We start from the raw sequence: 17,786 nt of genomic DNA, 5'->3' as shown, positions 1-17,786 counted from the left end.
GTTAGTTATGTTGCTAGAGGTAGCTACCGTGTCCTTTGATGGTTTTTGTGACGATCGTGCCGTCGCCTGCGCATGGCCGCACGGATGAGGCTCTGCGCTGCGTTAGATCTCGCGAGAGGGAGTTTCAGTGAGCATCACCGGCTATAGCCCAGAGAAGCTCACGCAGGCCGCCGGCCTCGTGGAGCAGGCAGGGCGTGAAATCGAGGGCCTGCGTAAGGGTGTCGAGGTCAAGGTGCAGGAGCTTCTCGGCGCTGCCGCCAGGCTGCACAACCCGAGGGACGTCGGCTGGAGCGGAGCCGCCGCCGAGAAGTACAGGGCCGCCATGCACGACTGGGATCTCCAGGCGAAGAACATCCTGGCGAGTCTGGAGCGGATCTTCGACAACCTGAACATCAGCGCCGGGCAGTACTCCAAGGCGTCCGACGACAACATGAACCTCAAGGTCGGTGCCGCCACCAATCCGGTGAACGACCTCCTCAACCGGCCGGTGGCCACGGGCTGATCCCGCCTCTCACCAGCTCTGAACTCGCCAGGAACGGAGACCCGCATGACCGACCAGACGGTTGTTAACTTCCTCCACATGGAGGACGCGCAAGGCCACCTGATGAACGTGGTCACCCAGCTCGACAAGATCACCGATGATCTGTACAAGAACGTCCAGAACATCCTGTCGGAGCACTGGTTCGACAGCAACAGCGGCGCGCGGACCATGTTCGACGAGGAGCGCTCAAAGTGGGACGTCGCCGAGCAGCAGATGGGTAACGACCTGCACCAGGCCGCCCAGGCGCTCGGTATCGCGAACAGCAACTACCAGGCTGCCGAGGACTTCAACCGGAAGCTCTGGTCTCAGGCCTGAAGACGTACGCCTCTCGCCCTGGTCGCCGCCCCTCCGGGTGGCGGCCGGGCGTACGGCTTTTTACGGAGGAGTGAAGCATGCGCAACGAAGAAGGGGACGGCAGCTCCTTCACCCTCGACCCGAACTGGAAGGGCCTCGACGGGAACGTCACGCTCAGGTACGACGTGGGCAAGATGCGCGCTATCGCCCGGGAGCTCAAGACCCATCTGGAGGGTATCCAGGGCAAGGGTTCTGACGACGGCTACACCACGGGCACGACCAGCAGCATCATGGACCACTGCCAGCTGAAAGAGGCGCAGATCGGCATGTGGGACGACGCACTCAAGTTCGGCAAGACAGTGGGCAAGGAGAGCGGGGGCTCCAAGTTCCACGAGGCCTACAGCGCGTGGGCCCAAGCCGTGGTCGCGGCCATCGAGGCGATCGAGGCCAACGCCGACGTGTATGCCAAGACGAACCCGACACAAGGTGCCTGAGGTGGCTCGTGGGTAGCAAGCGCGAGGAACTGGTCATCTGGGCGTCCGCGATCCCGCAAGGGGCGGAGGTCAACAAGTCCAAGGCGGAGATCGAGAAGCTCCTCGGCGACACCGAGCCGCTCATGATCGACGACGCCGGCTTCGCCTATATGCACGCGTCCAGCGCGGTGCAGGCGATCACCAAGGCCCTGGAGGAGCAGCACGCCAAGCTCGCCGAGGTCTGGGAGGGCCCGACCGCCGCGGAGGTGCAGACGGCCCTGCGGTTGCTGCACGCCACCGGCAACGAGCTGTCGACCAAGATGGACCAGATGAGCACGGCGCTGCGGCTGTACGCCCAGGAGGTGCCCATTGCCCTGCAGAAGGTCCAGGACATCAAGACCGACCTGAAGGAGAAGGACGGCACCTACTCCTCCGTGTCGATGGCCATCGCGGACTCGTACCTCCCGCTGGGCCCCAAGCAGGACTCCGCGGACATCCAAGCCCGCAAGGTCATGTACGAGCTCAACCAGAAGATCTCCAACATCTACGCGGTCAACGTGCCGTACAGCGTGACCTACGAGGTGCCGATCGTCTCGAGCCCCAGCGGCGATCCCAACCAGACCCCGGTGGTCTACCCCGAGAGCTCGCAGGACGACGGCTGGCACCCGGGCAAGTACACCCCGGTGGAGAAGAGCCACGTCACGGACCCCGGACACCGCACCACGGCTCCCGGGACCAACGGCCACGACACGACCGGCGGCCACGACCAGAGCGACAAGCCGGGCGGCACGGACCACACAGGCACCGGCCAGGACGACGGATCCACCGGGTCGGACCACCACACCGGCGACAACGGCGGCACGGACCACTCGGGTGGTACCGATCAGAACGGCACCAACCCGGACGGCACCAACCCGGACGGTTCGCACTCCGACAATGCGGCGGGCCAGCCGCAGGGCGTCACGTCGACCACGAGCCACGACCGTCAGACCACCGTGCCCTCCGTGATCGATCACAACGCGCGGCAGAGCCAGGTGGCCACCTTCACGCCCCACACCGTCGCCACGCCGTACACCCCGACGACTTACACCCCGACGTACACAGCGACGCCGAACACGCTCATCACGCCGAACAGCGCGACCCCGAGCGTGCCGTCGGTGCTGGGTGAGCCGGCGCCGTTCGCGGGGAACGGACTCACCGCCGCCGGCGCGCGTGGCCTGGCGAACGGCAACGGGATGTCCCCGTGGCTCCCGATGGGCGGGGGAGGGGGCGAGGGCGAGTCCTTCGAGCACACCCCCGACCTGAAGGGCGACCCGAACGACTGGACGGCGTCGCACACGGTGACCGAGCCGCGCATCGGCTGAGAAGGAGGGGGACATGGGAGCGCAGGATTACTACAACCAGCTGAGTGCCGGGATGAACTTCACGCCGAGCTCCGGCGTGAAGTTCAAGTCGGGTGAGATCGAGAACACCGGCAAGAGCCTCACGCACACCGGCGACACCGTGTCCTCCCTCTCGAACAGAACCGGCCAGATCGACCTCGGGTGGCCCGGCTACGGGATTTCGGGAAGGGATGCCGGCCACGGGCACACGCAGGCGCGCACCGATCACACCAGCACGCTGAAGGTGGCCAGGGAGGTCCTGGACTCCTGGCAGTCGGCGCTGAAGACCGCCGACGACCGCTACACGGCCGCGGAAGCCGCCAACCAGAAGCCGCCGCCCGGCGGCCCCGAGATCCCCGGCCCGGGCGGCATTCCGAACCTCACGCCCGCGGATCTCAAGACCCCGAAGATCCCTGACCCGAAGCTGCCGGATCCGAAGCTCACCGATCCCAAGCTGACAGATCCGAAGCTGACCGATCCGAAGCTGACCGATCCGAAGCTCACCGATCCCAAGCTGAACGATCCCAAGCTGAACGATCCGAGGCTCACGGATCCCAAACTCAACACGCCGGACCTGAAGAACCCGGACCTGAAGAACCCGGATCTCAAGATGCCGGACACCTCGGGTCTGGATCCGAGCAAGACCAACCTGGGCGACAAGCTCAACATGCCCGACCCCACCAAGACCGGCCTGTCCAACTTCGACCCGTCGAGCCTCAAGACGCCGACCGTCGGCACGCCCGAGGGCGGCAACACCAGGATCGACCCCGGGCGCCTGCCCGGCCTGAATCCCGCCGGAAGCGTCTCCGGCATGGGCCCGAACGGATCGTTGCCGGGCGGCCTGGCGGGCAAGCTCGGCTCCGGGATGGGCGGCATGGGCGGCGCGCCGTTCCTCCCGATGGGTGGCATGGGCGGTGGTGGTGGTGAGCAGGAGAAGGAGCAGTCGTCCCAGTACGACCTGAGGCAGGACGACGAGGGCGTGTGGGGCTTCGACGATGACGTCGCCCCCGATGTCGTCCGGCACTTGGAGGCATGAACATGAGCGAGTCACTGTTCGGCACGAGGAACCGCTTCTTCCTGGCGGCCGCTCTCGCCACCTACGCCGCGGCTGTCATCAGGCGCCCCCTGGCATTTTCCATCGCGGCCGGGATCGGCCTCACGATCGCCGATTCCGACCAGATGAGGGCGGCCAAGGTCCCCTGGAAGACGAAGCAGAACGGGGGGGACACCCAAGAGATCGACCAGCTCATGAACGATGTGAACAAGCTCAAGGATGACTTGAAGAACAAGGCGCACTGGGAGGCGGGCAGCTTCGAGCTCGTCTCCGGGCAGATCGACGAGTACATCAAGCAGGCCAAGAACATGGCGGGCCAGCGCGACGTCGTGGGCGACAACCTGGATGCCTCCGCCAAGCACTACGACATGGTGTCGTGGATCGCCCTGAGCATCGCGGGGGTGATGGCCACCTTGGCCACCCTCTCACTGATGGGCAAGATCAACCTGGCTGCCGCGGTGGCGACCCAGGCGGCGACCAACGCGGGGCTGCAGGGGCTCTGGGAGCGCTTCAAGCCACTGCTGATGAAGGTGGCGGTGTTTGCGGGGGCCACTTACGGCGTATACCAGCTCGCTTCACTAACGAGCCAGCAGCTGGCGATGAAATTCCAGGACATGAAGATTCCCACTGCCACTTTCGGTGCGACCGCACTCGGCAACGACGCCAAGTCCGGTGCGGTGACGCCCGTGGCTATCAAGGATCCGGCTATGGGTGGGCTTCCGGATCTGTCCGCAGGGACCTCTTTGGTCTAATCTGTTAACAAATGGCTACATAGTGAACTCTTGTCAACATAAAGGTAACAAGGCATCATTCTTCTCATTAGGCACTCCAGGTGCCTGTGGGACTAGGGGGCCCTGTGGCGGATGCAGTTTCTGAGCTGCTCACAACACTCTTCAATGCGGTCAAGTCGCTTGGCGGCGACGCCGAAGAGCGGCAGTTGCAGAGGATGTCCGCCGCATGCGAACAACTCGCCGGTGAGCTGGAGAAGGTCGACATCGGCGCGGCGGCCGGCAAGGGCACGTCTGAGTGGTCGGGTGGCGCGGCCGACCACTATCAAGAAATGAGCGGCCGGTACTTCAACCCCGCGGACCGCGTGGAGGTCGTCAAGAACCTCCGCAGCGTGGTCAAGGTCCTCGACATGGCCAGAGAGGCCAGCCACCAGACCAAGGTGGCGCTGAAGGAACTGATCAAGTCGATCATCGAGGCAGTCATCGCCAGCATCGCTGTCTCCCTCGCGTACGGCGCGCTGAGCAAATACGTGGCCTGGGCGGCCAGGGCGCGCATCGCCGCAAAGGGCACCGTCTATGGCACGACGATCATGATGCGCCTGGTCGCGCTCATGAAGCGGCTCGCGGCACCGCTGCGGGCTATCGCCCGGCTCTTCGGTGGCCGCCGTTCGGCTGGCCTCGGGTTGACCAAGTTCAGCGGAAACGTGCTGCAGCCCAAGAACAGGTGGCTCTTCAAGCTGGCGCAGGGCATCGGCGACTCCCGCTTTGCCAACGCCCTGACGTTGGACGGCACCGCGGGCATGTCATTCGGCCAGACGAGCCTGCAGTCGTTCAAGAACTTCTGGAAGGTCGCCTCGCTCAGCTGGACGGGTAACTTCATCTCCAACGGCTTCAGCAGGACGATCGACGGCAAGTCCTTCGTCGCCCCGTTCGGCCTGGGCTACGCGCAGCTGGCGAACGCGTCCTGGATGGCGGGAGCGCTCCCACTCGGCACGACCGGGTGGGCTGCCCTGACCAGGGCTCACCCGTGGCGGATGAACGCCGCGGCCGGCTTCATGGCGGGCTCCATTCCGTCGATCGTCAACGACTCGCTCGAGGGCAAGCCGCTCAGCAAGATCGCGCAGAACGCGGCGATCTTCGGCACCACGGCCGGTATCTACAACGCCGGCTTCGGCTGGGGCGTCGGCAAGCTCGGTCTGAGGGACCCCAAGATGGTCATGGCCGCGGGTTCCTTCGGCGGCCTCATTCCCGGGACCCTGCTGCGGACCATCACGCCGCTCGCCCCCGACCAGGCGCAGCCGCACATCAGCCAGGACGCCCAGCGGAGCTTCCCCACCGAGCCGCGCCCGCAGTCCGCCCAGCCTCCGCAACCACCGCAACCACCGCAGCCCCCACAGCCTCCTGTGACGCAGTCGCCGGTCGAGGTCAAGGTCGGGTCGTGGCCGGTGAACGAGGGCTCGCTGTGGGACATCGCCGAGAAGGTGTACGGCGACGGCCACCGCTGGCGGGAGATCTACGAGGCCAACCGTGACGTGATCGGGCCCGACCCGAACAGGATCGACACCGGCATGACCCTCAAGATCCCCCGCAAGTAGGGGCTAGCGCTAGCCCAGACCCCGCATGATGTCGTCGATCTTGGCGTCGGCGTGGTCCATGAAGCGCTGGTAGCCGTGGGAGATCTCCTGGAACTGGTCCAGGATCTCCTCCGGCGTCTTGGGGACGTCGCTCAGCGCCTCGTTGAGCACGCGCTCGCGTCTGGTCTCGCCGTCGTCCTGGGCTCGCCGTACGGCGAGCGTGATCTCTTCGCTCAGGTCGAGGCTGCCCATGGACAGCGCGCGCGGATCGATGGTGATCGACAGGAGGCGGCCGTTGGCGTCGGTCACGGCGCCTACCTTGCCCTCGGCGCTCTCGCCCTTGCCCTCGATGGCGTCGAGTTCGGCGCGGACCGCCTCCGCGCGCCGGCTCTCGCGGTCCGCGCGCTCGCGGACCGCGTCGAGGTCGCTGAGCTGGAAGTCCATCAGCCGCCGCCGTTGTTGTAGTTCTTCTCGCTGGTGTTGAGGGTCTTGGCCGCGTTGGCCAGGTTCCACTGCAGCGCCTGCACCCACTTGACGGTCTCGGTGTAGAAGGTCCGGTAGTCGCTCGCCAGTTCCTCCGAGCCCTGCGGGACCAGCCCGAACGTGCTCGGGGTTGCAGCCGCGTTGGCGATGAAGTCGTTCAGCGGCTTGGTGAGCGACGTGGCGGTCACGTCGGCCGCCTTGCCGCCCTTCTCGAGGTCCCCCGGCTGGTATGCGAAGCCGTTGCTCTCACGCCCCATGGATCGCTCCCTTTAACTCCTGTTAGCGTGGATCTTACGGAGCATCTACCTAGATGTCACGAATGTGTAAGAGGCGATCTTCAATCGTGCTTTGGGATGGTGAGTGCCTGTCCGATCCTGATCGCGTTGGGGTTGGGCCGATGGCGTCACGGTTGGCCTCGCAGATCTCGCGCCAGCGCGATCCGTCGCCCACACCTTCTGGGCCACGTCCCACAGCGACCCTCATCCGTCACCCGCCAGGTCATCTCTGGAGCGTTCCATGCCGGCAGGCGCAGCTCCTCCGTCGCCTGCCGCCGTAGACGTAGCCGGTGGGCTTGGCGAAGTTCGCGAACCTCGTGTTGCCGAGCTTGGTCATCGCTTCGGCGTTGAACGGCCGCAGCGCCTGCTTCAGCACGCTGGCCGGCTTTCCCGCGACCTTGAGCCGCCCGACCACGGGCAGGGACCGCAGCGCCGTACCGAGCGCGCTCAGCAGGCTGAGGGCCTGCGCGACCAGCCGCATCGAGCGCAGATAGGTCAGGTAGGAGGCCCAGAGCCGGGCCGCGAACCGAAAGGCGTAGAACAGGCCCGCCCACATGACTGCGGTCTTCTGCGTCTACTGGGTGATGTCCACTGGAGTGCGGGCCTTTGTTGGGTCGAGGGCCGGGCCCTGGGGGATCAGGTGCAGTAGGTGGGCGGGCACCGGGGCGACGTCGGTCTCGTCGAAGCCGAGCTTCTCGATCTGATCCGCCGCGATCAGGGGGAAACGGCGGCCCTGGTCGCTGATGAGGTCGTAGGTGGAGATGGCCGACAGCTGCCCGTCGCCGGGGAGCAGACCGGCCAGCGCCGCCCGCCCCGGCGGCAGCAGAACCTGGTCGAAGTGCTCCTGGTTGCCCATCGTGCGTGGCACGGGGATCGCCAGCGTGCCCACGGTCAGAGTCGCCTTGGCCGAGCCGGCCTGCGTGTTGGCGTATACCGCGCACAGGGGCGCGGTGGTGCCGGGTGTGATCAGCTTCGGCAGCGTCGCGGGGAGCCCGCCGCCCATGATCTGCTGGCTCGACAGGTGGGCGTTGGCCGTGGCCGCGTCGATCTTGACCGGCTCGACGGGAAGCTTGCCGTACGCCTGTTTCGTGCGTTTGTCCTGCCACAGGAGCCGGGCCTGCGTGACGGTGATTGGCGCGAGACCGTCGTCGAGCAGCACGTACCAGGAGTCGGCGGCACCGGCGATGCCGGACGCGGTGAAGATCTGGCCGACGCGGGCACGGCGGCCCGCGGGGCCGGCGACGACCTTGCCGCGGTTGCCGATGGCCGGCGAGACGAAGTCCTTCGGGCCGGCCGGGATGGCGTTCAGCCAGGAGGAGGGGACCTTCCTGATGTTGGCGGCGCCCAGCGCCTGCACGCCCTCCGGGCCGATGCGCATGCGCTGGTTCGCCCAGATGATCCAGCCCTGCTGCTGGTCGTCCTTGACGACCAGCGCGCCGCCGGCGACCGGAGCCCCGCCGACGGAGATGCCGCCGACCAGCGTGACGAACTGCTTGACGTCCCCTGCCGGGCCGGTCGTCTCCGAGACGCACGCCGACCACGGGCCCTTGACCAGCTGCGCCTTGGCAGGCAGTGAGTCGGGGGCGCCGGGGATGCCCACCATCGGGCCGCGGCTGAAGCCGGCCAGCGAGGCCGCGGAGACCTTACGCGTCTTGATCTCCCCGGCGTCGAGCAGCAGCCGGGCAGAGACGTAGTTGGCCACCGGCAGCAGCCGGCCGTCCTCCTGGCTGTAGACGAACCTGGCGCCCGTCTCCTCCTCGACCAGCAACTGCCCGGCATCGGTGAGGTTGGTGGCGTTGCCTGGCTTGAGCATCCCCCAGATCCCGAAGGCCGCCGCGACCAGGACGGCCAGCAGCATCCCGCAGAACATCGCGACGTTCTGACGCCGCATCGGCGATTCGGAGACGTCGGGCTCGCCCTGCAACAGGGCCATGCCCAGGCGCTGGGTCATCAGCCGATGCGCCTGGTAGAGGTCCTTCCGAGTCTGCATGCTGCTCCTGGGAGAAGGGCGACTACTGGGACAGCATAGAAGTGGTTGATAACTATGTCCCATTTGAGGCGTGACTGGACTAATCTTGGTGATCTAACGGGAGGTGTTGCTGTGGCAGATGAGAAGGACTGGCCGGGGCTGGACCCAAAGCCCGACCAGATCACCTACAGCGCCAGCAAGCTCAAGAACATCGCGATTGATCTCGCTCGGGACTATGACGTCCTCACCGGCACCAAAGCGGGATCCCTCCAGGACTTTCAGCTGAACTCGTACGTGCCGAAGGTCGTCATGGACGACGAGGCCAAGGCCGTCAAAGCGTTCTTCGACGCGGTGGCCGGAGGAAACGAGGGCTTCCGCACCATCTACGGCAAGGTGGTCGACCAGTACCGCAACGCCATCGGGTTGTTGCTGGCCGGTGCCAAGGACTTCGACTCGCTGAACCAGCTGATGGGCGGCACGAGCATCGTGGAGGATGCCTGATGGCGAAGGAATACGCGGTCAAGCCCTACTGCATCGACTTCGGCGTCCATGACAAGCAGCACGCCGACAAGGTGAAGATGCTCTTCGACACGCTGGACGAGAAGGGCATCGAGAAGGCCGGGGTCGCCTACGGCGACGCCAGCAGGGTCCTCAAGGACACCCTCGGCAAGCTCGAGGACGCTGCCCGAGCGATGGCGGACTGCTGGGGCGACAAGGGGTCCGTCGAGGCGCAGAAGGCTCTCCAGCAGCTGCACCAGACGATCCGGGAGTTCACCGAAAGCGCCGACAAGATGGGCCCGCCGCTGGAGAAGCTCGGCAAGGAGATCATCCCCAAGTACAAGGGCAATTACGGCGGGACGTTCGGGTGGGGCCGCACGTGGGATATTGGCGGCGGCGACGCCCTCAACCTGTTCGCCCGGGACAAGGACGGCGGCTGGAACTTCTTCTCGACCAACAACGGGGTGGCCAAGGAGGAGTTGGAGCACCTCAACAACGACCTGTCGAACATCTACAACAGCCTGCCCGCCTCGGTGCGCGAGGACCTGCCCAAGCTGAAGGTGGCGGGGCCGGAGATACCCCCTTACGAGAACCCGTACAAGGGGCCCGGGTGGGATCCGTCCAAGTACCACGGTTACGACCCGACCTCCTACGACCCGACCTCCTACGACCCGAACGGCCCCGGGACGAACGGCTGGCCCGGATCGACCGGCGGCGATCACGGAGGCAACGGCACAGGAGACCTGGGCGGCGTCGGCAACGGGGACAACGGCACCGGTGGTGACAACGGCACCGGCAACGGCAACGGCAATGGGAACCCCGGCGGGTCCGACGCGAACGGCGGCAACCAGAACGGCGGCGCGCCGAACGGCGTCACCAACCCCGCTGGAGTGACGCACCCCTCGGTCGCCGATCCCACCAAGGGCTCCCACGGCACGGACCTGTCCCAGTACCACCAGCCGAAGATCGACCCGACCAGCCTGACCACGCCGAACAGCACCACGCACCCCTCGGTCACCCACACGCCCACCGGGAACGGGTCGCCGACCTCGGCTGTCACGCTGCCCAACGCCTTCGGCGGCGGCGTCGACGCTGCTCGGACGACGCGCCTGGCTTCGGCCGGGGGGCCGTCGAGCGGGTTCTTCCCTCCCGTCGGTGCCACGCCCGCGGGCGAGGAGCAGGAGCATCCGGGCACGACCACCTGGCTCCATGAGGATGACGGCGTCTGGGGCACCGACACCCCCGAAGCCCGCGATCACCTCATCGCCTAACCCGGCACCCCAAGCCCCGCGGCCCGGCGCTCACCCCGCATCCCCGAGCGCCCCGCGGGGCTCCCGCGCTCAATCGCGTCCGATCGTCCCCGCGGCTCCCCACCCGCGGGCCCGCGCCTGACCGCATCCCAGCGTCCTCGGGGGCCCACATTCGGCCCTACGTCCCCACGCATCCAAGCGCCCCGTAGGCACAGCGTGTGGACCCAGGCCCTACCGCGCCTGTGCGCCCCTGCGGGCACCCCGTCTGCGGGTCGCGCGCCCAACCGTCCGCCGGGGCCCATGTTCGCTCCGCATCCCACGCGTCCGAGCCCTCCGCAGGCACCCGCCAGCGTGCCTCGCACCTGACCGCGTCCGAGCATGTCCGAGGCACGCGTTCGGCCGGCGGGCACCCGCCTAGGAGCCCCGCGCCCGGGCTAGGGGGTGGGGACGGCGGTTTGGATGGGGGTGGTGTTGCCCATGGTGACCAGGAGGCCGCGGCCTGGGGGGCCGCCTACTGAGCCGCGGGGGAGGCGGATTGTGAAGAGGTCGCCGTCCGCGGGGCTCTGGACTGACAGGAGGAGGCCCATTCGGGACTTGCGGGTGTCCGCAATGAAACCGCGGTAGGAGGTCGCCAGGTCGCCGGTGGCTCCGGCGATGATCAGGCCGTGCTCGGCGTCTCTGCCTGTGCGGAGGATCTCGTCGAGGGCTTGTCCGGCGGGGGCGTCGGGGTTGATGAGCTCGGCGTCGTCTACGAGGACGACGTATCGGTCGTGTTCCGCCAGGAGTTCCTGCAGGCCCGTCGCGTTGCCGTCCAGCACCGCCAGCGCCCCCTCCAGGTCGCGCAGCGGGCTGCGTCGGGGGACCACGGCGACGACCGGCGTGCCGTACTCGATGAGCGATCTGGCCATCGTGAGCAGCACCGAGGACCTGCCCGAGCGCGGCGGTCCCGCGACGACCGCGCCGGGGCCGTGGGCAAGCAGGTCGACGCCAAGCGGGGCCAGTGCGTCACCGCCCGCGCCCGCCAGCGCCCACAGCGGCGACGGCGGGACGAAGCCCGGGTCGAGTTCCATGACCTGGCCCGCCGTGATGCGCATGGGCAGCGCGTCGACCCGCAACGGCGGCTCGCCCTCCCAACGCCACCGCCGCCCATACCCGGACTCGCCCACGCCACGATCGATGCTGCTCGGCTGCGGGCTATCAGGGGCAGCGGGTGTGCCGGTGGTGTTGCTTGGCTGCGGTTTGTCGCGGTCGGCGGGTGTGCGGGTGATGATGCCCGGTTGCGGTTTGTCGGGGGCAGCGGGTGTGCCCGTGATGTTCCCCGGTTGCGGGTTGTCGAGGGCCGTGGGTGTGCTGCTGGGCTGCGGGCTGCGGGCAGTGGGGGTGTGGAGGATGGTGCTTTGCTGGGTGTTGGGGGTGGGTACGGCGCGGGCCAGGTGCTGGAGGATGGCCACCTGGGAAGGGCCTGAGGGGTCGTCGGCCAGGAGGGCGATCTGGCTGGAGACGATGCCGTGTTCGCCAATGGTGAGGGCGCGGCCTGGGGGGACCGAGGTGGGGAGGTTCTTGATCGGGAGGCCGGCCAGGCCGTAGTCGGCCGAGTCCGCCAGGCGGAGGAGGAGGCGGTCCTCGAAGAGGGTGGAGACTTGGCCGAGCAGGCACGAGCGGTCGCCGGTGACGACGGCGCGCAAGCCCACCGCAGGACCTTCGCGGAGGAGTTGCATGAGGGACTCGGTCAGGCGGCCGTAGTCGTAGCCCTCGAAGGCCGCGACGTAGCCTTCCCAGCGGTCGACCATGAGCACCAGCCAGGGCAGCCTGTTGCCCGCCTCGCGATATTCGGCCAGGGAGGCGTGTCCGGCCTCGGCCAGGAGTTGCTGGCGGCGGCCGATCTCGGATCTGAGGCGGGTGAGGAGGCGTTCGACGCGGTCGAGTTGGTCGCGGGTGACGACGGCGCCGCAGTGGGGGAGCGACACCAGGGGCAGGAGGGCGCCTGAGCCGCAGTCGATCGCGTGCAGGTGAACGTCGGACGGCGAGGTTTGCGCGGCGATCGCGCCGGCGATGGTCCGCAGAGCGGTCGAGCGCCCGCTGCGGGCGCCGCCCGCGATGAGCAGGTGTCCTCCGTGGACGAGATCCAGAGCGAGGGGCCGCCGGTCCTGCGCCCACGGCCGGTCCGTCACCCCGAACACCAGAGGCTCCACCTCCTCCCACGACTCACGCTCCGCGACGCCGTGCTCAAGGCGCCCGGCGCCACCGTCGAAGGCCCCGACAAGCCACCCCTGGTCGCGACCGCTGGTGGCATTCCCTGGGGCGCGGTCGTCCGTGGTGTTCGCGGGAGTGAGGCCGCCGCTGACTCCCCGGGGGGTGCGGCTGCCGGTGACATTCTCTGGGGCGCGACCGCTGCCGGCATTCCCCAGGGTGCGGCCGTCCGCGGCGATTCCTGGGATGCGGCCGCCGCTGGCTCCTCGTGAGGTGCGGACGTGGGTGGCACCCTCTGGGACGAGATTGGGCGAGGTGGTGGTGGTTGGTGCTTTGGTGAGGTCGGGGGTGAGGCGATGGGACAGGTCCAGGACCGTGTGGGTGGGGAGGGGCTCGAGCCAGGGGCTCGGTTGGTCGGGCACCCCCGCCATGCGGGCGGCCTCGATGAGGGCGTCCACCAGGAGCGTGAGGTCGGTGGTGCCGGTGTCGCCGGCAGGCGTGGGCGGTGCGGGGAGTGGGCGGCCGAGGGTGCGCCAGTCGAGGTCCCCGACGCGGACGAACGCGTCCCCGCTTCCCGAGCCGCGCCCGCCGACCCGGGCGGTCTGCACGGCCGCCGCGGCCCCGACTCCCGACTTCACGTAGCACCGCCCGGGGGTCGACTTCGAGATGCGGGCCGCGTCAGGGAGGTCGATCACGTCGGTGGACTCGGCGGGCTCGGTGACTCGCAGCGCGATGCGCAGCGAGGTGTTGGCCTGGATGTCGGCCGTCACCACCCCGGCCGGCCGCTGGGTGGCCAGGATCAGGTGGATGCCGAGCGACCGCCCGCGCCGCGCGATGTCCACGAGGCCGCTCACGAAGTCCGGCAGCTCGGACACCAGCGCGGCGAACTCGTCGATGATCAGCACCAGCCGTGGCAGCGGCTCCCGCCCCGAGGCGAGGAAGTCCTCGATGTCCTTCGCCCCCGCCGCCAGCAGGAGCCGCTCCCTGCGGCGGATCTCGGCCGCCAGCGATTCGAGCGCCCGCTGGGTCAGGTGGCCGTCGAGGTCGCTGACCATGCCCACCGTGTGCGGCAGCCGTACGCACTCCTTGAAGGCCGCCCCGCCCTTGTAGTCGATCAGCACGAACGTCAGCTGGTCGGGCCGGTTGGCCACGGCCAGCGCGGAGATCAGCGTCTGCAGCAACTCCGACTTGCCCGCTCCCGTGGTGCCGGCGATGAGGCCGTGCGGGCCGTCCAGGCTGAGATCGACGGCGAAGGGCCCGTCGGGTCCCACGCCGATCACGGCCCGGGTGGTGCCCCGCGCCCGCCACCGCGCGGCCACCTCGCGTCCCGTCGGAGCGCGCAGGCCGAGCAGGTCGAGCAGCCGCGCCTCGTCCGGCAGGTTGCCCGCCGAGTCGTCCCTGCTCACGTCGCGGATCGGGGCGATGGCCCTGGCCAGGCGGTCGCACCAGGAGGGCGAGACCAGGTCGCCCAGGATGTCGCCGATCGCCTCGAGCCCGCCGCCGCGCAGTCGTACCTGACCGTCGGCCGCGCAGTCGGCGACCGTCGCGCACTCCTCGGGCAGCAGCCGCTGATCCTCGTCGAGCGCCAGCGTGTAGACGCCCGACCGCGGACCCTGGCGCAGCACCTGCGGCATGCCCGGCAGCCCGCGCAACACCTGCGCGCCGTCGAGCACCACGAGCACGTCATAGGGCCGGACGTCATACGAGGAGAAAGCGGGCGTCTCGGGTCCGCCGAGATCGTCCCAACCGGTGGGGATCTTGCCGAGCTCCGGGATCGCGGTGTTCTGGCGCTCGTCGATGAGCGCGGCCAGCTCGGCGACCCGGCGGGCCGCGGACTCCGGATCGGTGCCGACCAGAGCCACGCACTCCTCGCCACCGCGCGGCGCGCAGTGGGGCAGCCACCGGACCCAGCTCCAGCGACGCTCGCCGTCCGAGTGCGCCGACAGCACCACGATCGCCAGGTCACGCGGGCTGTGCAGGGTGGCGGCCTGGCCGATCAGCCAGCTCGCCAGCGCGGTCGCGGTCTCGCGCGGCCCCGTCACCCCCGCCACGCCCAGGCGCCGCATCGCCAGCGACACGGGTACGGCGCGGCAGATCGGCGGATCGAGCGCCCCGCCCTGCTCCTCGGTGAGCTCCAGGTCGGCGGGCAGGTCGGCGAGACCCACGCGCAGCTTGAGCGCGTCGGCGTCGTGGACACGCCGCTCCCACAGCCGTCTTCGCGGTCCCGTGGCGGTCAGCAGCACCTGCGCGGGGTCGGGGGCGTCGTGCCTGCGGGAGCGCTCGTCCTGCGCCCTGGCCCGCTCGACCGCCTGCCCGTATGCCTCGAGCTCCTGCTTGTGCTGCTTACTCGCCTGACGGTGCTGCTTGCGGCCGTGCCGCCGGTCGCTCCACCACTGGCCGATCATGATCATCGGGGTCATCAGTGCGACCAGCAGGAAGTACCACTGGTGCAGCACGAACGCCAGCGTCAACCCGAGCACCGCGGGCAGCATCGCCGCGAGCAACTGCAGCCGCATGCCCTCGGCCCGGTGTGGCTCCCTCGGCCGTTCGAAGCGCCGCTCGGGCTCGGGCCGCCGCAGCCGGGGCGGCCGGTTGTAGGCCACGCCGCCCTCCGCCCTGGGCGCGAGGTGCGCGTCCCGCGGCTCGATCGCCGTGAGCGTGAACAGCGACGAGCCGCAGGTCAGCAGCGTGTCCTCCGGCCAGTCGCGGGCCTCGGTGAGCGTGCTCGCGGCCAGCTCGGGCTGCGGCCACGGTGAGCTCCAGTGCTCCTGCTTGGCGGCCTCGCGCGCCTCCACCCTGGCCGCCATCTCGGCGACCTCCTCGGCCCAGCGGCCCTTCAACTTCAGCCGCGGCGCCTGCGCGGGCTCGTCGCGGCGTGCCGGCTCGACCGTGATGGCCCCCGGAGTCACGCGTACGGTCGCCGCCTCGGGAGCCAGGGTCGGATCAGCCACGGCTATCGCGCACATGGGATCGGAGCCGATCACGTGCACGCCGAGGCCCAGCCGGTGCACCGCTCCCGCCGCCGGCCCGCCCACCACGCGCACCTCGGCCACGCCGCCCGGCTCCTCGATCACCGTGGAGCGTGCCAACCGGGGGTCGAGCGTCACCTTGTCACCGTCGCGCAGCACCGCCCGCGCCGGGGCCCGCGGATCGAGCGCCTTCCCGTTCCGCCACAACGCCGGCCCGTCATACGCCAGCCCATCGACCACGCCCCGCTCTGAACTCCGGTACGGCAGGCCACCTCGAGAGCCGCGGCGTGATGTCCCGGACCTGCCGAAGGGCATCTCCGGAGTGGGCGCCGTCGGACGCGAGGGCGTCTCCGAGGAGAGCGCTGTGGGATGTGAGGGCGTCTCCGAGGGGGGCGCTGTGGGATGTGAGGGCGTCTCCGGGGTGATCGTTGTGGGACGCGGGGGCGTCTCCGAGGGGAGCGCTGTAGGACGTGAGGGTTCGCGTTCAGGCGTTGCCGGGTCGAGGCGGTGAGGTGGCATGCCGGTGCGGCTGCGGTGCCCCGGGCCCTGGGGCGGAGCGCCACGCGTGTCGTCGGAAGGCTCCCAGGAATGCGTCACCGGAGGAACAGACCCGAGGCCGCCGGGCACGCTCGATGCGGGCACGGAAGGCCCGATCGCGTGATCAGGCGGCGCGGGCACGCCGGAGGTGGTGGGTCCGCGGCGGGCGGCGCCTGGGAACGGAGTGGCGGGTGTGTCCAAGCGAGAACGGCCGTGAGGCGGTCCGGCGGGGCTGTCGCTGTGGGGGTGGTTGTGGGGTGGCGCGGCGGGGGCGTTGTTGTGGGGGCCGTGGTGGGGTGGTGGGGTGGGGGCGGCTGGGTCGCGGTTGAGGAGTTCCTGATGTGGTGGATCGGGAGGGGAGGTGTTGGTTGGGGAGGGGAGGGGGGTTGGGGGGTGGGGGTCGGAGAGGCCGTAGGGGGCGCGGGAGCGGGGGAGGCGGACGACCTTGGCGAGGGGCTCGGGGGAGTCGAGGGCTTCGGCCACGCGGGCCACGGTGATGCCGTCGTCGCCATCGATGACCACGTCACGGTCGCCCTGCTCGCCGAGCACGGTGAGCATGATCCGCATGTGCCGTCTCCTCGGATGGGCCGAGCGGGGCGCACCCCGCGGGCGCCAAGGTAGCGCCCGAAGGCACGTTAGGCGCGCCAGTTGACGTCAACGGCATGGACCGGCTCGCCTGTGGATGACGGGCGCGGCTTCTCGGCTGCCTGTGGACAACCGGTATGAGGCGTCGGACCTGTGCGGATGGCGGGGATGAAGACCCGCATGGCCGTGAATGACAAGTGGGCCTGTGGAAAACTAGCGGGGATTTTGCTCGGCCGTGAGGCCTTTCCTGTGGATGACGCTGTGGAAAACCTAGGGATCGCGGCGTGAGCGGGTGCGGTCGTGCAGCTCTCCGGCCTTCTCCTCGAGCAGCCCCGCGTAGGCGCTCACGTCAGAGGTGACCTCCGCGAGCCCGGTCGCCGCCCGATGCAGCCGCTCCACTACTCGCTCGGTCGCCGGCGCCCCCACGATCCGCTCCACCCCACGTCGCCGCAACTCCTCGACCCGCGACGCGCCGTCCTCCCGCAACCGAGAGACCCGAGTGACCCCGTCCTCTCGCAGTTGGGTGACCCACGAAGTCCCGTCCTGGCGGAGCCGGGAGACCCGCGAGGTCCCGTCCTGGCGGAGCCGAAAGATCCGCGAGGTCCCGTCCTCGCGCAGCCGAAAGACCCGTGAAGCGTCGCCTAGGCGGAGCCTGGTGACGAGGCTGTCGTTGGCCCCCGGGCCGTCCTGGGCCTTGAAGGTGTCCTGGACTCCGGGGGTGTCCAGGACTCGGGGGGTGTCTTGGGCTTCGGGGGTGGCATGGGGGGAGGCGATGGTGGTGTCTCGCCGTATGGGCTGCGGCGGCGGGCGGAGCCAGGCCGGGAGCTTCCTGCGAGCCATGCCGCCAATGATCGCACAAGTTGAACGGGTTCAGAAGCCGTCCAAAAGTATGAATCTTATGAAAAATCCGTGAAAGGGGGGATGAGAGTTAATCTAGTGCCGCATAACCCAAAAAATCGAGAAACGTCAAGTCGGCCAACCCAA

The 17,786-nt window shown here is 69.0% G+C and carries 15 protein-coding genes; 9 read left to right on the top strand and 6 right to left on the bottom strand.

Features of this window, described 5'->3' with window-relative positions; genetic code table 11:
• Positions 1–127 precede the first annotated feature (127 nt).
• The 7 genes from ACIBHX_RS08785 to ACIBHX_RS08755 all read left to right on the top strand — a co-directional run bounded on the left by ACIBHX_RS08785 (position 128) and on the right by ACIBHX_RS08755 (position 6,067).
• Entirely contained in the window at positions 128–502 is a 375-nt protein-coding gene (locus tag ACIBHX_RS08785) for a WXG100 family type VII secretion target (RefSeq protein ID WP_397065638.1), read from the top strand.
• Positions 503–547: 45 nt separating this feature from the next.
• Positions 548–856 carry a WXG100 family type VII secretion target gene (locus tag ACIBHX_RS08780; RefSeq protein WP_397065636.1) on the top strand — a complete coding sequence of 103 codons (309 nt, stop codon included), beginning with the start codon at positions 548–550 and terminating at the stop codon, positions 854–856.
• A 77-nt stretch (positions 857–933) separates the two neighbouring features.
• Positions 934–1,329 carry a hypothetical protein gene (locus ACIBHX_RS08775; protein ID WP_397065635.1) on the top strand — a complete coding sequence of 132 codons (396 nt, stop codon included), beginning with the start codon at positions 934–936 and terminating at the stop codon, positions 1,327–1,329.
• Positions 1,330–1,337: 8 nt separating this feature from the next.
• The gene (locus ACIBHX_RS08770) at positions 1,338–2,672 is read left to right on the top strand and encodes a WXG100 family type VII secretion target (protein ID WP_397065633.1); all 1,335 of its coding nucleotides are present in this window, start codon (positions 1,338–1,340) and stop codon (positions 2,670–2,672) included.
• Positions 2,673–2,685: 13 nt separating this feature from the next.
• Positions 2,686–3,726, top strand: a complete 1,041-nt coding sequence (locus ACIBHX_RS08765) for a hypothetical protein (RefSeq protein WP_397065631.1) — start codon at positions 2,686–2,688, stop codon at positions 3,724–3,726.
• A 2-nt stretch (positions 3,727–3,728) separates the two neighbouring features.
• Positions 3,729–4,496: a hypothetical protein gene (locus tag ACIBHX_RS08760; protein WP_397065629.1), complete on the top strand. Its 768-nt coding sequence runs from the start codon at positions 3,729–3,731 to the stop codon at positions 4,494–4,496.
• Positions 4,497–4,690: 194 nt separating this feature from the next.
• A complete protein-coding gene (locus tag ACIBHX_RS08755; RefSeq protein ID WP_397065627.1) occupies positions 4,691–6,067 on the top strand; it encodes a LysM peptidoglycan-binding domain-containing protein in 1,377 nt (458 codons plus the stop codon).
• 9 nt (positions 6,068–6,076) lie between these two features.
• On the opposite strand, the gene ACIBHX_RS08750 is transcribed toward ACIBHX_RS08755, so the two are convergent.
• From ACIBHX_RS08750 to eccB, 4 genes are all read right to left on the bottom strand, one after another.
• Positions 6,077–6,490 carry a YbaB/EbfC family nucleoid-associated protein gene (locus ACIBHX_RS08750; RefSeq protein ID WP_397065626.1) on the bottom strand — a complete coding sequence of 138 codons (414 nt, stop codon included), beginning with the start codon at positions 6,488–6,490 and terminating at the stop codon, positions 6,077–6,079.
• Positions 6,490–6,786: a hypothetical protein gene (locus tag ACIBHX_RS08745; protein ID WP_397065624.1), complete on the bottom strand. Its 297-nt coding sequence runs from the start codon at positions 6,784–6,786 to the stop codon at positions 6,490–6,492. The genes ACIBHX_RS08750 and ACIBHX_RS08745 overlap by 1 nt, the downstream gene beginning before the upstream one ends.
• A 241-nt stretch (positions 6,787–7,027) precedes the next feature.
• Positions 7,028–7,360: a hypothetical protein gene (locus ACIBHX_RS08740; protein WP_397065623.1), complete on the bottom strand. Its 333-nt coding sequence runs from the start codon at positions 7,358–7,360 to the stop codon at positions 7,028–7,030.
• A gap of 18 nt (positions 7,361–7,378) precedes the next feature.
• The gene (gene eccB / locus ACIBHX_RS08735; protein ID WP_397065622.1) at positions 7,379–8,794 is read right to left on the bottom strand and encodes a type VII secretion protein EccB; all 1,416 of its coding nucleotides are present in this window, start codon (positions 8,792–8,794) and stop codon (positions 7,379–7,381) included.
• A gap of 111 nt (positions 8,795–8,905) precedes the next feature.
• Here eccB and ACIBHX_RS08730 point away from each other — a divergent pair, with 111 nt between their 5' ends.
• Together ACIBHX_RS08730 and ACIBHX_RS08725 are read left to right on the top strand one after the other, a co-directional pair.
• Positions 8,906–9,274 carry a hypothetical protein gene (locus ACIBHX_RS08730; protein ID WP_397065620.1) on the top strand — a complete coding sequence of 123 codons (369 nt, stop codon included), beginning with the start codon at positions 8,906–8,908 and terminating at the stop codon, positions 9,272–9,274.
• On the top strand, positions 9,274–10,542 hold the full coding sequence (locus ACIBHX_RS08725; RefSeq protein ID WP_397065619.1) for a hypothetical protein: 1,269 nt from the start codon (positions 9,274–9,276) through the stop codon (positions 10,540–10,542). The genes ACIBHX_RS08730 and ACIBHX_RS08725 overlap by 1 nt, the downstream gene beginning before the upstream one ends.
• Before the next feature lie 413 nt (positions 10,543–10,955).
• On the opposite strand, the gene ACIBHX_RS08720 is transcribed toward ACIBHX_RS08725, so the two are convergent.
• Positions 10,956–15,920, bottom strand: coding sequence for an FtsK/SpoIIIE domain-containing protein (locus tag ACIBHX_RS08720; RefSeq protein WP_397065617.1), 4,965 nt, complete (start codon positions 15,918–15,920; stop codon positions 10,956–10,958).
• 1,152 nt (positions 15,921–17,072) lie between these two features.
• Positions 17,073–17,642, bottom strand: a complete 570-nt coding sequence (locus tag ACIBHX_RS08715; protein ID WP_397065615.1) for a hypothetical protein — start codon at positions 17,640–17,642, stop codon at positions 17,073–17,075.
• Positions 17,643–17,786 lie beyond the last annotated feature (144 nt).

Source organism: Nonomuraea sp. NPDC050536 (genome assembly GCF_044457685.1).
GTDB lineage: Bacteria > Actinomycetota > Actinomycetes > Streptosporangiales > Streptosporangiaceae > Nonomuraea.
Note: the sequence above shows the minus strand (reverse complement) of the source record. Positions and strands in the feature narration are given on the sequence as shown.

Bases quoted from the DNA above. Each gene is read 5' to 3' on its own strand.
- ACIBHX_RS08715 (WP_397065615.1), bottom strand. From the start codon at position 17,642: ATGGCTCGCAGGAAGCTCCCGGCCTGGCTCCGCCCGCCGCCGCAGCCC.
- ACIBHX_RS08780 (WP_397065636.1), top strand. From the start codon at position 548: ATGACCGACCAGACGGTTGTTAACTTCCTCCACATGGAGGACGCGCAA.
- ACIBHX_RS08745 (WP_397065624.1), bottom strand. From the start codon at position 6,786: ATGGGGCGTGAGAGCAACGGCTTCGCATACCAGCCGGGGGACCTCGAG.
- ACIBHX_RS08740 (WP_397065623.1), bottom strand. From the start codon at position 7,360: ATGTGGGCGGGCCTGTTCTACGCCTTTCGGTTCGCGGCCCGGCTCTGG.
- ACIBHX_RS08775 (WP_397065635.1), top strand. From the start codon at position 934: ATGCGCAACGAAGAAGGGGACGGCAGCTCCTTCACCCTCGACCCGAAC.
- ACIBHX_RS08765 (WP_397065631.1), top strand. From the start codon at position 2,686: ATGGGAGCGCAGGATTACTACAACCAGCTGAGTGCCGGGATGAACTTC.
- eccB (WP_397065622.1), bottom strand. From the start codon at position 8,794: ATGCAGACTCGGAAGGACCTCTACCAGGCGCATCGGCTGATGACCCAG.
- ACIBHX_RS08755 (WP_397065627.1), top strand. From the start codon at position 4,691: ATGTCCGCCGCATGCGAACAACTCGCCGGTGAGCTGGAGAAGGTCGAC.
- ACIBHX_RS08760 (WP_397065629.1), top strand. From the start codon at position 3,729: ATGAGCGAGTCACTGTTCGGCACGAGGAACCGCTTCTTCCTGGCGGCC.
- ACIBHX_RS08750 (WP_397065626.1), bottom strand. From the start codon at position 6,490: ATGGACTTCCAGCTCAGCGACCTCGACGCGGTCCGCGAGCGCGCGGAC.
- ACIBHX_RS08725 (WP_397065619.1), top strand. From the start codon at position 9,274: ATGGCGAAGGAATACGCGGTCAAGCCCTACTGCATCGACTTCGGCGTC.